At 69.2% G+C, this 13,273-nt stretch carries 14 protein-coding genes; 10 read left to right on the top strand and 4 right to left on the bottom strand.

Going from position 1 to position 13,273, the window contains the following annotated elements:
- Genes VMS22_01965 through VMS22_01945 form a run of 5 tightly spaced genes read left to right on the top strand, consistent with a single transcriptional unit; the run spans position 1 to position 2,226 of the window.
- On the top strand, positions 1-636 hold the full coding sequence (locus tag VMS22_01965; GenBank protein ID HXJ32779.1) for a class II aldolase/adducin family protein: 636 nt from the start codon (positions 1-3) through the stop codon (positions 634-636).
- Positions 637-639: 3 nt separating this feature from the next.
- Positions 640-942 carry a hypothetical protein gene (locus VMS22_01960; GenBank protein ID HXJ32778.1) on the top strand — a complete coding sequence of 101 codons (303 nt, stop codon included), beginning with the start codon at positions 640-642 and terminating at the stop codon, positions 940-942.
- 13 nt (positions 943-955) lie between these two features.
- The gene (locus VMS22_01955) at positions 956-1,321 is read left to right on the top strand and encodes a DUF4345 domain-containing protein (protein ID HXJ32777.1); all 366 of its coding nucleotides are present in this window, start codon (positions 956-958) and stop codon (positions 1,319-1,321) included.
- A gap of 7 nt (positions 1,322-1,328) precedes the next feature.
- Entirely contained in the window at positions 1,329-1,451 is a 123-nt protein-coding gene (locus VMS22_01950; GenBank protein HXJ32776.1) for a hypothetical protein, read from the top strand.
- Positions 1,441-2,226 carry a spirocyclase AveC family protein gene (locus tag VMS22_01945; protein HXJ32775.1) on the top strand — a complete coding sequence of 262 codons (786 nt, stop codon included), beginning with the start codon at positions 1,441-1,443 and terminating at the stop codon, positions 2,224-2,226. The genes VMS22_01950 and VMS22_01945 overlap by 11 nt, the downstream gene beginning before the upstream one ends.
- Before the next feature lie 129 nt (positions 2,227-2,355).
- Here VMS22_01945 and VMS22_01940 read toward each other — a convergent pair whose 3' ends face one another.
- Positions 2,356-2,823 carry a TIGR03618 family F420-dependent PPOX class oxidoreductase gene (locus VMS22_01940; GenBank protein ID HXJ32774.1) on the bottom strand — a complete coding sequence of 156 codons (468 nt, stop codon included), beginning with the start codon at positions 2,821-2,823 and terminating at the stop codon, positions 2,356-2,358.
- Between the two features lie 97 nt (positions 2,824-2,920).
- Between VMS22_01940 and VMS22_01935 the strand changes: the two genes are divergently transcribed.
- Positions 2,921-3,445 carry an NUDIX hydrolase gene (locus VMS22_01935; GenBank protein ID HXJ32773.1) on the top strand — a complete coding sequence of 175 codons (525 nt, stop codon included), beginning with the start codon at positions 2,921-2,923 and terminating at the stop codon, positions 3,443-3,445.
- Positions 3,442-4,479 carry a DUF933 domain-containing protein gene (locus tag VMS22_01930; protein ID HXJ32772.1) on the top strand — a complete coding sequence of 346 codons (1,038 nt, stop codon included), beginning with the start codon at positions 3,442-3,444 and terminating at the stop codon, positions 4,477-4,479. The genes VMS22_01935 and VMS22_01930 overlap by 4 nt, the downstream gene beginning before the upstream one ends.
- Positions 4,480-4,515: 36 nt before the next feature.
- Here the strand turns inward: VMS22_01930 and VMS22_01925 are convergent, their stop codons facing one another.
- A complete protein-coding gene (locus tag VMS22_01925; GenBank protein ID HXJ32771.1) occupies positions 4,516-5,502 on the bottom strand; it encodes a L,D-transpeptidase in 987 nt (328 codons plus the stop codon).
- A 196-nt stretch (positions 5,503-5,698) separates the two neighbouring features.
- Complete coding sequence (locus VMS22_01920) at positions 5,699-8,764, bottom strand: hypothetical protein (protein HXJ32770.1); 3,066 nt, start codon at positions 8,762-8,764, stop codon at positions 5,699-5,701.
- Positions 8,765-9,026: 262 nt separating this feature from the next.
- Here VMS22_01920 and VMS22_01915 point away from each other — a divergent pair, with 262 nt between their 5' ends.
- Positions 9,027-9,509 carry a hypothetical protein gene (locus VMS22_01915; protein HXJ32769.1) on the top strand — a complete coding sequence of 161 codons (483 nt, stop codon included), beginning with the start codon at positions 9,027-9,029 and terminating at the stop codon, positions 9,507-9,509.
- Positions 9,510-9,553: 44 nt separating this feature from the next.
- On the top strand, positions 9,554-10,756 hold the full coding sequence (locus VMS22_01910; GenBank protein HXJ32768.1) for a Coenzyme F420 hydrogenase/dehydrogenase, beta subunit C-terminal domain: 1,203 nt from the start codon (positions 9,554-9,556) through the stop codon (positions 10,754-10,756).
- On the opposite strand, the gene VMS22_01905 is transcribed toward VMS22_01910, so the two are convergent.
- Complete coding sequence (locus tag VMS22_01905; protein ID HXJ32767.1) at positions 10,753-11,937, bottom strand: patatin-like phospholipase family protein; 1,185 nt, start codon at positions 11,935-11,937, stop codon at positions 10,753-10,755. The genes VMS22_01910 and VMS22_01905 overlap by 4 nt on opposite strands.
- Before the next feature lie 147 nt (positions 11,938-12,084).
- On the opposite strand from VMS22_01905, the gene VMS22_01900 reads away from it, so the two are divergent.
- Positions 12,085-13,272 carry an acetyl-CoA C-acetyltransferase gene (locus VMS22_01900; protein ID HXJ32766.1) on the top strand — a complete coding sequence of 396 codons (1,188 nt, stop codon included), beginning with the start codon at positions 12,085-12,087 and terminating at the stop codon, positions 13,270-13,272.
- Position 13,273 lies beyond the last annotated feature (1 nt).

Here is a 13,273-nt window from a genome sequence, read left to right as displayed (position 1 = left end):
ATGCGCAGCGACGCCGACGCGAAGAAGCAGATCATCGAGATCGCGAACGACCTGTTCGCGATGGGGCACCTGACGCCAACGGGCGGCAACCTCTCCGCCCGCGCGGCGGACGACGACAAGATCTGGATCACGCCCTCGCAGCTCTACAAGGGCAGCCTCACGCTCGAGTGCCTCCTGTGCATCCGCGAGGACGGGTCGATCGTCGAAGGGGAAGGGAAGCCGTCGGTCGAGTACCAGATGCACTGGGGCTCCTACCGCGTGCGCCCCGACGCGACCGGGGCGGTGCACACCCACAGCCCGGCGGCTACGGCGTTCGGGATCACCAACCAGAAGTTCCCGCCCATCAACACGGACGCGATCTTCCTGGCCGACACGCAGATCGTGCCGTGGTTCATGCCGGGATCGAGCGAGCTCGCCGAAGCGGTTTCCGAGGCGCTCAAGGCGAGCCGCGGCGCGATCCTGCAGTGCCACGGCCTCATGGCGGTCGGGAAGACCATGCGCGACGCGGCGACGCGCGCGATGATGATCGAGGAGACGGCGAAGCTCTACCTCTACTGCAAGCAGTTCGGGGGCGAGGTCGCGGTCATTCCGCCCGAGTGGGTCGAGCGGCTCGCCGGCTTCGCGGCGTTCCTCTAGCCCATGCCGAGCGCCACGGTCGTCAAGCTGCCGCAGGGACGCATGCGCCGGCTGGAACGCCGGCTCGACCTCGTCGAGCAGCGCGTGCGCGATCTGGGCGACCAGCTCGATCAGGCGACCGACGTGCTGACGCGCCTCGTGCGCGTGGTGGCGATGCAGAACCGCCAGACGCGCAAGACGCTGGACCGCCTGGAGCTGCGCATCGAGCGCATGCACCGGGCCGTCACGACCGGCCGCACGGCGGACCTCCGGCGCGTGAACGGCCTCGAGCGCCGGCTGGCGATCCTGGAACGACGGCTTTCGTGATGGAGATGCTGCCATGCTGACGCTGCTCGTCGCGATCGTGATCGTGTTCTGCTTGGGAATGGGGGTCATCGCGCTCGCCGCACCGGAGCGCGTCGCGGCCATCTTCGGCACGACGACGACGCCGGCGGCCCGCAACGAGATCCGCGCCGTGTATGGGGGGTTCGGCATCGTCATCGCGGCCATGCTCGCGTGGGGACTGCGCGACCCTGCGATGCGCCCGGGCATTTTCCTCACCGTGGCGGCTTCATTCGCGGGAATGGCGCTCGGTCGCGTCGTGTCCGCGGGTCTCGAGCGGCCGGGTGGCTTCTACCCGTCGTGGTTCTACTGCACGGTCGAGCTGGCGATGGCAGGCACGCTCTGGGCCGCGCGCTTTCCTTGACCGGAACGTGGGTGCCTTCATCATGCTGGGCTGGCTCGTCGGATTGATCGTGCTCATCTACGGCCTGGTGCGTCGCTTCGACCCAGAGGCACGTCGCCCGTCGAAGACCAAGACGGCCGCTGATGGATGAGCTGACGCCACTTCTGCAGGCCGCGATCAGCTTCGCCTACATCGGCGGGTTCACGTTCGTCGCCATCGGCGTGTGGCTGAGCGTCCGGGGGGGACGCCTGCATCCCCTCCTCCTCGTGTGCATCTCGGCCATCTCGTTCTCGTGGATCGAGGCTCCCTACGATTGGGCGGTGTACGCGCAGTTCCCACCTGCCATCCCCCGCATGCCGTCCTGGTGGCCGTTGAACATGACCTGGGGTGGTCTGCCGGCGTCGGTTCCCCCCGGCTACATCGCCTACTTCGTCCTGCCCGCAGTGCTCGGTGCCTTCCTCGGACGCCGGCTGATCGCGAGGTTTCGATGGCGCCGGCCGATGACCCTGTTGACCGTCGGCCTCGTCGTCGGATTCGCCTGGGCGTTCCTGTTCAATGCGATCATAGGCGCCAGGTTCGGCGTCTTCTCCTACGGGCGGGTGATCAGCGGGCTCGCACTGTGGGAGGGCACCCCGCACCAGTACCCGGTGTACGACGCGCTGGCGATGGGCGTGCAGATGATGGTCTTCACCTATCTGCTCGGGCGAACGGACCCGCAGGGCCGCACCGTCATCGACATGTGGGCCGACGCGACGTCGCGCGGCCGCCGGCAATCCGCACTCCACTCGGTGACCGGGTTCGTCGCCGTCGGGCACCTCGTCTACCTGTCGGTCTTCGCGCCGCACCTCCTCACCAAAGTGTGGGGTATGGTGGACGCGGGGCCCACCGAGCAGCTGTTCGAAGGCGTGCCGAACCAACCCGAGTAGCGAAGATCGAGATCCTCTCCATCCCGCCTCGCAAGGAGCTCGGCGACGTGTGCTGCAAGTGCCGTTTCGGTGTGCGAGCTCCCGACGATCCCGAGTACGTGAAGGACCCGGCGATCCCATCAAGAAGGGCTAGTAGACGCCGGCACCCAGTTTCGAGTGATCCCAGCTCGACGTCTTGATCGGCGTGATGCGGACGAGGACGCGCTTGGAGGCCTGGCCGCGCAGCGCGTCTCGAAGCGAAACCGACGGCTCGAGGCCGTTGTACTTGACGTTCACGCGCTCGAGCATGTCGAGGACCTTCTCGGTGTCGCGCACCAGGTCGGCGCGCCCGGTGATCATGAGGCCCTTCAGCTCGGGGTAGGTGCGCCCGCTCTCGACCAGCAGCGTGCAGCGCGGGTCGCGCTCGAGGTTCTTCGTCTTCTGCGACTTCGCGAACGTGGTCATGAGGATCGTGCCGTCGCGCTCGGGGATGAACCACATGGCCGTGAGCTGCGGGTGGCCCTTGGGGCCGTTGGTGGCGAGGATGATCGTGTGGGCGCTGTCGAGGTAGCTCCGCTGCTCGTCGGGTGTGAGAGCGATCTGGTCGCGGCGATTCATGGCGGTCGGCTGTAGTACACGGGGCGATCAAACACTACTGCGGCCGCCGTCGCGGGCGGCACTTTCAATTGCGCGCGCCACTCGATATCCGGAGCGGATGGTTCGGATGATCTACGAGGGCCGGGTGGTGAACCTGCGCATCGAGCGGGTGGCGCTGCCGAACGGGGCGACGGTCGATCTCGAGCTGATGGATCACAAGGGCGCCTCCGCCGTGGCCGCGGTCGACGAGGCCCGCCGCGTGGTGCTGATCCGGCAGTATCGGCACGCGGCGGGCGGCTACATCTGGGAGCTGCCGGCGGGTATCCTCGCCACGGCGGACGAGCCGCCGGTCGCGTGCGCCGCGCGCGAGCTGCGCGAAGAGGTCGGCCTCACCGCCCGCGAGCTGCGCCACCTGGGATCGGTCTTCACCACGCCCGGGTTCTGCAACGAGCGCATCCACCTCTTTCTCGCGCGTGGCCTCGAGCAGGTCGGCCACGCGCGCGACGATGACGAGGTGATCGACGAGATCCGCGAGGTGCCGCTCGACGAAGCGCTCGCCATGGTCCACCGCGGCGAGATCGTCGACGCGAAGACGATCATCGGCCTCGAGCTCGCAGCCGCCGCAGTCCGGGAGGCCGCGTGAAGGTCGGGCTCACGGGATTTTCTGGCTCCGGCAAGACGATGGTCTTCTCGGCGCTGACGGGGCTCCGCGCGACGGCCGGCGAGCGGCGCGCGCTGCTCGGGACCATCAAGGTGCCCGACGCGCGCGTCGACGCGCTCGCGAAGATCCACAACCCGAAGAAGGTGACCTACGCCGAGGTCACGTTCGTCGACTTCCCGCCGCCGAAGGACGCAACCAGGAAGGCCGTCCTCGACGCCGAGATCGTGACGGCCCTGCGCGACGCCGACGCGCTCGTCGTCGTCGTGCGCGGGTTCCCCGATCTCGCGGGCGCCGCCGCGACACCCGCGGCCGACGTCGAGGCGTTCGGGACCGAGCTCGTGCTCGCGGATCTCGCGCAGGTCGAAAAGAAGGTCGAGCGCATGAAGAAGGAGAAGGGCAACGAGCGCGAGCTCGCGCTCTTCGTCCGCCTGCAGGCGCTGCTCGAAGACGGCCGCCCGCTTCGCCTGGCGGGACTCTCGGCCGACGAGCAGACGGCGCTCTCGAGCTTCGCGTTTCTCTCTATGCGCCCGCTGCTCGTGGTCGTGAACGTCGCCGAGGCCGAGGTCGCGAAGCCGGTGCCGGCCGACGTCGCTGCCGCGGCGAAGGCCGTCGGTGCAGAAGCGCTCGTTCTGTCGGCGGCGGTGGAAGCCGAGGTGGCCGAGCTCGAGCCGGCGGACCGCGCCGCGTTTCTCGCCGATCTGGGTCTCACCGAGAGCGCGCGTGACCGCTTCATTCGCGCGAGCTACGGCCTGCTCGACTTGATCAGCTTCCTCACCGCGGGCGAGGACGAGTGTCGCGCCTGGCCGATCCGTCGCGGGACGGTCGCGCGCAAGGCCGCGGGTCGCATCCACAGCGACATCGAGCGCGGCTTCATCCGCGCCGAGGTGATGGCGTTCGACGACTTCATCGCGCTCGGCAGCGAGGCCAGGTGTCGCGAGGCGGGGAAGCTGCGGCTCGAAGGGAAGGACTACGTCGTCCAGGACGGCGACATCGTGCACTTCCGGTTCGCGGTGTAGCGTCGCGCGGCGCTCAGGTGACGCGACCCCCCGTCGTCAGGGCTCGACGATGACCGGGGTTCCGATCTTCACCCGATCGAAGAGCATCACGACGTCTTCGTTCCGCATCCGCACACAGCCGTGGCTCACCGCTTGTCCGAGCAGCTCCGGCTGCGGCGTGCCGTGAAAGCCGACGTCCCAGCCGTGGGGCGACATCGCGAAGCCGATCCAGCGAAGGCCCATCGGGTTCTTCGGGCCCGGAGGGATCCGACCGAGGACGCGCGTCGGATCCTTGAAGTCGAACTTCACCCAATCGGGGTTCTTGACCATCTCCTTGATCGCGAACTTCCCGGTCGGAGTTTCCGTGGGCTTTCGGCCGACCGCGACGATGTACGACTTCGGGGGCGACCCCGGGGGGTCGTCCATCAGATAGACGCGGCGTTCGTTCAGCTTGAGGACCAGATATGGCCCCACAGCGTCCTTCCTTCCCTCTGTTTTCTGCACCTTCGGCTCGCTCAGGGCGGCACATCCCCCGGTCACGAGCAGGACCAAGAGGACCAGGGCGACCGGCACCGGGTAGGCGCGCCGAGCCGCGGGGCTGCTTGGAGTCAAGGGCAATGCAAGGGGGGTCACCATGAGTCCCTTTATGCCAGACGGGGGACCATTTTGCGATTTGCGCGAAACTTTGTATGGAGACGTCACTGCATGGAAGTAGGCCCGGCGGGGCAGGCCGAAAACGGCGATGGATCGCCATGCCTGTGTCGTCGCGAGCCGCAAACCCAATAAGGGGGAACGATGAGAATAGGCAGAGGAGTAGCCGCACTTGCTGTGCTGGTGGGACTCACCGGGTGCAGCGCGATGCGGGACAATCCCACTCTCTGTAAAGCCATCACGACCGCGAGCGGTGCCGTCATCGGCGGAGCGCTCGGGGGCACGCTGGTCGGCGAGTTCGAGGGTGGGGATGGCGGTGACTCTGGTCAGATCGCCGCAGGGACGGGCGGTGGCTTCGTCGGAGGTGGCCTGGTCGGCTACCTGATCGGCCACTACGCTTGCCCAGAGCCGCCGCCGCCACCGCCACCGCCACCGCCAGCTCGGCCGGCTCCGCCTCCACCGCCGCCGCCGCAGCGTCGCGGCGGCTGAGGATCAGCGCAGTAGACGAGGCGGCCGCATGGGCGGCCGCCTCGTCAGCGACTGCGTGTATGGGTCGAGAGCAGCTCGAGCGCCGACGGGAGTCGTGTGTCTACTTGCAGACGATGCGGCCGCCCGGCAGGAACTTGCACTGCTGGTCCTGTCCGGTCGTGTAGGTGGACTCACCACACTGTCCGGTCGTCGCGTTCGGCGAGTCGATGACGAGCGTCGCACGCACGGTGGGCTCGGTCGGTAGGCCGTACGTTCCGTTCTTCCCCACGACCGTGAACTTGATCTCGCCCGGCGTGCGGCTCTTCAGCACCGCCTTCGTGATGCCGTCGACCGCGCCCGTACGATCGCGGTAGATCCACGCGGTCCCGGCGCCGTTCGTGATCCACGGCGAGCCGCCGGGGATGGTCGCGTCCACTGCCGTCGCGCCGGTGCCGTCGGTCACGACGAAGCGGATCCCCTTGGTGGGTGGATCGATCGCCGGCGACGTCGGGACGGTCATCAGGCCCTTGAACTTGACGCGGTCGTCGCCCGCCGGCGCCACCAGGCGCGCCATGGTGAGCTTCGTCTTCACGCCCACGACCGGCACGATGTTCGTGCACGGGTCGCACGCGTCGCCGACGCCGTCGCCGTCGGTGTCGGCCTGAGCCGGATCCGCGACCGCCGGGCAGTCGTCGATGGGATCGCAGGCGCCGTCCCCGTCGCCGTCGGTGTTGTTGACACCGGTATCGGGTGGGCACGCCGCGCTCGAGCCCGTGCAGGTCTCGGCCACGTCGCAGGGCGCCGAGGACTCCCGGCACGTGGTGCCCGCCGGGGCGAGGGCGTCGGCCGGACAGGTGTCGCCGACGCCGTCGCAGCTCTCGGCCGCGTCACAGAGATCCGTCGACGGCCGGCAGACCGCCGTGCTCTTCGCATCGGCCGGGCAGACCCCGCTCGTTCCAGTGCAGCTCTCCGCCACGTCGCACACTCCGGCCGACGGGCGGCACACGAGCGAGGATGGCTGGAACGCGTCGGCCGGGCAGGCGCTGGTCGAGCCGTTGCAGGTCTCGGCGATGTCGCACGAGCCCGCCGAGGCGCGACAGACCGTGCCGCTCGGCGCGAGGACGTCGGCGGGGCAGCTCGCGCTGGCGCCGCTGCACACCTCGGCGACGTCGCACCCTCCCGCCGCCGCGCGACAGGTCGTGCCCGACGGCTGGAGGCCGTCTGTCGGACAGTTGCTGCCGACGCCGTCGCAGCTCTCGGCCGCGTCACACAGGTCCACGGCCGGCCGGCACACGGCGGTGCTCTTGGCGTCGGGCGGACAGGTCCCGCTCGTGCCGTTGCAGGACTCGGCGGGATCGCAGACGCCGGCGGAGGGCCGGCATTCGAGTCCGGCGCCCTGCACGACGTCGGCGGGACAAGAGGCGGAGGTTCCGGTGCAGGATTCGGCGATGTCGCACACGCTGGCGGCGGCACGACACACTTGCCCCGACGGCTGGAACGCGTCGGCAGGGCAGGTCGGGTTCGCGCCGTCACAGGTCTCGCCGACGTCGCAGGTGCCAGCCGCGGGACGGCACACCGTGCCCGAGGGAGAGACCGAGTTGGCGGGGCAGACAGGGCTGGAACCCGTGCACAGCTCCGCGACGTCGCATACGCCCGCCGGCGCGCGGCAGACCGTGCCGTTCGGGCTCAAGACGTCGGGTGGGCACGTGTTGCTCACGCCGTCGCAGGTCTCGGCCGCGTCACAGAGGTCCGACGAAGGCCGGCATACGGCCGTGCTCTTCGCGTCGGCCGGGCAGGTAGCGCTCGCCCCGGTGCAATTCTCGGCGACGTCGCACGCTCCCACTGAAGCGCGACACACGGTGCTCATCGGCTGGAAGGTGTTCGGCGGACAGGGCGCGCTCGATCCCGTGCAGAACTCGGCGACGTCACAGATGCCCGCGGAGGTGCGGCACTCGAACGTGGCGGGCCGGAAGGCGTTGGCGGGGCACGCGGCGCTGACGCCGTCGCAGCTCTCGGCGAGGTCACACGGCCCGGCCGCGTCGCGGCACAGCGAGCCCGCGGGGCGGACGAGATCCGGAGGACACGCATCGTTGATGCCGTCGCAGCTCTCGGCCTGGTCGCAGAGATCCGCCGCGAAGCGGCAGACGCTGGTCTTCTTGGCGTCGGAGGGGCATGCCGCACCGATGCCCGTGCACTGGTCGGCCTGGTCGCACGGTCCCGCCGACAGGCGGCACACGAGCGTCGCGGGCTGGAACGTATCGGCAGGGCAGACGCCACTGAAGCCGGTGCAGGTCTCGACCACGTCGCAGACGCCGGCCGATGCGCGGCACTCGGTAGCCGCCGGCACGAAGGCGTCGGGCGGACAGGCGCCCGAGAGACCCGTGCAGCTCTCGGCCACGTCGCACACGCCGGCCGCCACGCGGCAGACGGTGCCGACATTCACCACGAGGTCGGCCGGACAGAGCGGGCTCGACCCCGTGCAGTTCTCGGCGATGTCGCACGTGCCGACGCTCGCGCGGCAGACGGTCGTCGACGGCTGCAAGCTGTCCGCCGGACAGGCGCCGGTGACGCCCGTACAGGTCTCGGCGATGTCGCAGATGCCCGCCGAAGGCCGGCAGACCGTTCCGCCCGGTACCACGATGTCGGCGGGACAGGTGTTGTGCGATCCATCGCAGTTCTCCGGCACGTCGCACACGCCCACCGACGGACGGCAGACGGCGACGCTCTTGGCGTCGCCGGGACAGATGGCGCTCGCTCCGGTACAGCTCTCGGCGAGGTCGCACACGCCCTGGGAGCCGCGACAGACGACCGTGCTCGGCAGGAAGCCGTCGACGGGACAGGCGGTACTGACGCCGTCGCAGAACTCGGCCTGGTCGCAGATGTTGGCGATGGGACGACACGAGAAGCCGCTCGGTCGAATGACGTCGGCGGGACAGGTGCCGCTCGCGCCGGTGCACGTCTCCGCGACGTCGCACGCTCCGGCCGCGGGACGGCAAACCGTCGTCGACGGTTCGAACTGACACGTCGGCGAGCAGCAGTCGCCGGCGACGGTGTTGCCGTCGTCGCACTGCTCACCGGCGTCGAGGATGGTGTCGCCGCACACCTGCGCCGCGGCGGGCGCGGCCATGCCGAGCACGAGCGTCGTAGCGAGCAGCACGCCGCCCAAGACGGCGAGGCGTCCCGTCACGCGAGTTGCGGAAGCCGACCGGCACTTGGCCTGAAAGAAATGCATCGACACGAGGGCCCCTCCTCCAACGTTAGCCCTTGTTGGGTAACATAGGCGCCGATGCGCTTGTCAATGAAAAAAGGAGGCGCCCGGCGCGTGTAACATGGCGATCGCGCCAGCGTTTTCCGTACGAAGGTAGTAGCTTCAATCGGGCATCCGTGCACAGTCTCGGAGCGTGCACCCGGCCCGGCGGAGGCTCCTCTGGATCAACGTTTTCGGTGGCGTGGCCGTCCTCGGGAGCTACTGGTACGGGTTCGCCACGACGCGCGACCCTGGCGCGCTTTGGGGGGGTGTCCCCGACTGGATGCGCCCCGCCTATGCGGTCTCGATGCTGGCCGCAGCTGCCGGCTACTTCCCGGCCTTCGCCTTCGTGCTCCTGCGCCTGGACGCCGAGCGGGTTCGCGTGGGGCGCCAGGGCTACGGCGTATTCTCCGCGCTCTACGCTCTCATGCTGGTGCCGTCGGCCCTCTGGATGCCTCTCACGTTCCGCATGCTCGAGGCGCCGTCCGAGGGGCTCTGGATCGTGATCCGCTTCGTTCTGTGTGCGGTGGCGGTGGGATCGGTCGGGCTCCTCGTTGCGATCGTACGGGCGCATCCGCGGCCGTCGACGGCGATCTTCCGGCTCGCCGTCGCGGGACAGCTGGCCTTCTGCGTGCAGACGGCCGTGCTCGATCCGCTCGTATGGCCGGCGTACTTCCCCCACTGACGCTGCCTTTCAGTTCGCGCGACGGGGGTGCTAAGGGTCCGGCGATGGCTCACGTGACGTTCAAGCAGATGATGAACGAGGTCGTCGCGTTCGGGAGCTGCTGCGAGTGCGGCACCTGCGTCCTCGTGTGCCCGCACAACGTCATCGACTACATCGACGGGAAGCCGAAGCAGGTGGCGAAGGCCACCGCCGCCTTCGACCACTGCGGCATCAGCACCGGCATCGGCTGCGACGTCTGCGCGCAAGTGTGTCCCCGGATCGGCATCCGCGAGTTCGACCTCCGCGACCAGGTCCATCCGAAGGAGCCCGCGCTGCACGAGGACGTCTTCGGGCGCTACCGCCGCATCGTCGCGGCGCGCTGCAAGGATCCGGAGATCCTCGCCAAGTGTCAGGACGGCGGCGTCGTGACGGCGATCCTGGCGCACGGCCTGCGCGAAGGCATCTTCGACGGGGCGTGCGTGTCGGCCGCCGATCCCGAGATGCCCGCGCATCCCAAGCCCAAGGTCGTGCGCACCGTCCACGAGGCGATCGGCAGCGCGTCGAGCTGGTACACCTACTGTCCGAACGACCTTGCGCTCGAGCAGGCCGACAAGCTCGGGTTGAAGAAGGTGGCGTTCGTCGGCGTGCCCTGCCAGATCACGCCCGTCCGCAAGATCCAGCACGCCGACACCGCGTTCATCCACAACGGGAAGAAGAAGCCCGCGCACATCGAGAAGCAGACCAAGTTCTTGAAAGGCTTCGGCGAGATCGTCGACTTCACGATCGGCCTCCTGTGTACCGAGGTCTTCACCTACGAGGGCCTCATGGTGAAGAAGATCCAGGAGGAAATGCAGATCCCCCTGTCGGAGGTGAAGAAGTTCAACGTGAAGGGGAAGGTCCTCGTCTACAAGAAGGACGGCGAGGTCGTGGAGATGAGCCTCCACAAGGCGCAGGAGTACGCACGGCCCGAGTGCCACCACTGCGGTGACTTCACGGCCGAGCTCGCCGACATCTCGTGCGGCGGCGTCGCGTGCATGGACTGGACGATCACCGTCCTGCGCTCCAAGCGCGGCGAGGAGCTGTTCGACGACATGGTTCGCCGCGGTCTGCTCGAGACGCGCCCCATGGACGAGTTCGAGCAGTCCATGAAGGTGATGATCCGCCTGACGAAGAAGCAGCGCGATCGCGTTCCGGTGCCGCCGGGCCGCAGCCCCCGCTACGTGCGCCCCGAGGGCTACCCGCGCGTCGGCGCGGATCCGCAGGGCTAGTCCGAGAACAGCGCCGCGATCTCGTCGCCGCGTGCTTCGGCGTCGGCGCGGCCGAGCTCGATCAGGTGCTCGGCGTAGCAGCGGTCGAAGTAGAGGTAGGAGAGCAGGTCTTCCTCGACGACGTCGCCGCGCACGGCGTAGCGGACGATCACGTCGGCGAGCCAGCCCTGCAGCGTGCGCCCGGGCGGACGGTGCTCGACGCACTCGGCGGCGATCACGCCGAGGTCGCGCGACGGCTGCAGGTAGACGTGGCGGACGACGCGATACGGGTTGCCGCGCAGGCGCTCGATCGTCTCGTTCATGCGCGGCAGGAACTCGGGGCCGTAGGCGCGCACGCCCGTCTCGAGGATGGCGTTCATGAGCGCCAGGCGATCGACGTCGTAGTCGACGTGGTCGAGCAGGAGCGCGTTCAGCACCTTGCCGGTGAGATAGGTGAGCGACGGAAAGCTCGCGACGCGATGACTCGCCAGAGCGGCGTCCTCTTCGGCGGTCGGCACGTGGCGCAGCCCGACGACGAAGAGACGGTCGGCGCCCAGCCGCAGCGCGGGTGACAGGGGGGTGTTGAGGCGCAGGCCGCCGTCGCAGAAGTAGCTGCCGTCGACGGCGAGCGACGGAAAGAGGAACGGGATCGCCGCCGACGCAAGAGCGTGCACCGGCTGGAGCTGCGTCGAGCGCGCGATCACGAACGGGTCGTGCGACCAGCCGTGGAGGCGCGTTCCGGGCCGGTCGATCCACACCACCGACTTGCCCGTGGCGATCTCCGTCGCGGCGATCGCGACCGCCTCGATCGCGCCGGTGTCGAGCCGGCGGCGCAGCTCGTCCCACGGGATCTTCTCGCGCACGAGCCGCTCCAGGGGACGGGTGTCGAGGAGGCCCGAAAGCCGTCCCTCCGTCGGTACCTCGCGCTTGAGGCCGAGGAGGCGCCTCGGAACGGCGACCAGGTTCGGCACGTGCAGGTCGTAGACGCCGTCGACCGACAGCGAGCGCCAGATCGAGATCAACCGGTCCCCGGCCCCGGGGGTCGCTCCGCTGGCGGCCGCATAGCAGGCGTGGATGGCTCCGACGCTGGTCCCCGTGAAGATGTCGAGGTCGAGCGGTCGGCCCAGGCGCCGGGGCAGGGTGTCGAGCAGGAAGGAGAGGACCCCGACTTCGTAGGCCCCGCGGGCTCCGCCACCCGACATCACGAGCCCTAGCCGATGCCCATTCCACACGGTCGTCCGGACCGATAGCCTATTGCGACGGGGCTGTGCTAGACACACATTCCCCGCCGGGGCGCGGCTCCGCGCCATCCGGGCTCTCATCACAAAGGCGACGTCAGGAGGATCCCCATGGCCAAGGCAGTGATCGTCAGCGCGACTCGGACCGCCGTCGGTACGCTCGGAGGCGCGCTGGCCCAGCAGCCGGCGACGAAGCTCGGAGCGATCGCCGTGAAGGAGGCGATCGCCCGCGCCAAGATCCAGCCCGGACAGGTCGACGAGGTGATCCTCGGCAACGTGCTGTCGGCGGGGCTCGGACTGAACCCGTCGCGCGTCGCCGAGCTCGAGGGCGGGCTGCCCAACGAGGTCCCGGTCTACGGGGTGAACAAGGCGTGCGGATCGGGCCTCAAGGCCGTCGCGCTGGCCGCCCAGTCGATCCTCCTGGGCGACGCCAACATCGTCGTGGCGGGCGGGATGGAGAGCATGAGCGGCGCCCCCTACATCTTGAAGAAGGCGCGCTTCGGCGTCCGGATGGGGCACGATCAGCTGCTCGACTCCATGATCGCCGACGGGCTCACCTGTCCGATCACGCACGTCCACATGGGCGTCACCGCCGAGAACATAGCCGCCAAGTACGGTGTCACGCGCGAGGAGCAGGACGAGTTCGCGGCCGAGAGCCAGCACAAGGCCGGCGAGGCCATCAAGGGCGGGAAGTTCAAGGCCGAGATCGTCGCGGTCGAGGTGCCGGGCGCGAAGAAGGGCGAGGTCTTCAAGTTCGACACCGACGAGCATCCGCGACCCGACACCAAGACCGAGGTGCTCGCGAAGCTCCGTCCGGCCTTCAAGCCCGACGGCGGCTCCGTCACGGCCGGCAATGCCTCGGGCATCAACGACGGCGCCGCGGCGCTCGTCGTCATGTCCGACACCAAGGCGAAGGAGCTGGGCCTGACGCCGCTCGCGACCATCCGCTCGTACGCCTCGGCCGGCGTCGATCCGTCGATCATGGGCATGGGCCCGTGGCCGTCGTGCGAGAAGGCGCTTGCGAAGGCCGGCCTCCGCAAGGAGGAGATCGACCTCTGGGAGCTGAACGAGGCGTTCGCCGCGCAGTCGCTCGGCGTGCTCCGCGAGCTCAAGATCCCCAAGGCGCGTGTCAACGTCCACGGCGGCGCGATCGCCATCGGTCACCCGATCGGCGCGAGCGGCGCCCGCGTGCTGACCACGCTGCTCTACGCCATGGCCGATCGCAGCGCGAAGCTCGGCGTCGCGTCGCTCTGCATCGGCGGTGGACAGGGCATCGCGATGGTCGTCGAGCGAGCCTAGT

Source organism: Candidatus Eisenbacteria bacterium (assembly GCA_035577985.1).
GTDB lineage: Bacteria > Desulfobacterota > Binatia > DP-6 > DP-6 > DATJZY01.
The sequence above is the reverse complement of the archived record's forward strand: the minus strand, read 5'-3'. Positions and strand labels throughout refer to the sequence as shown.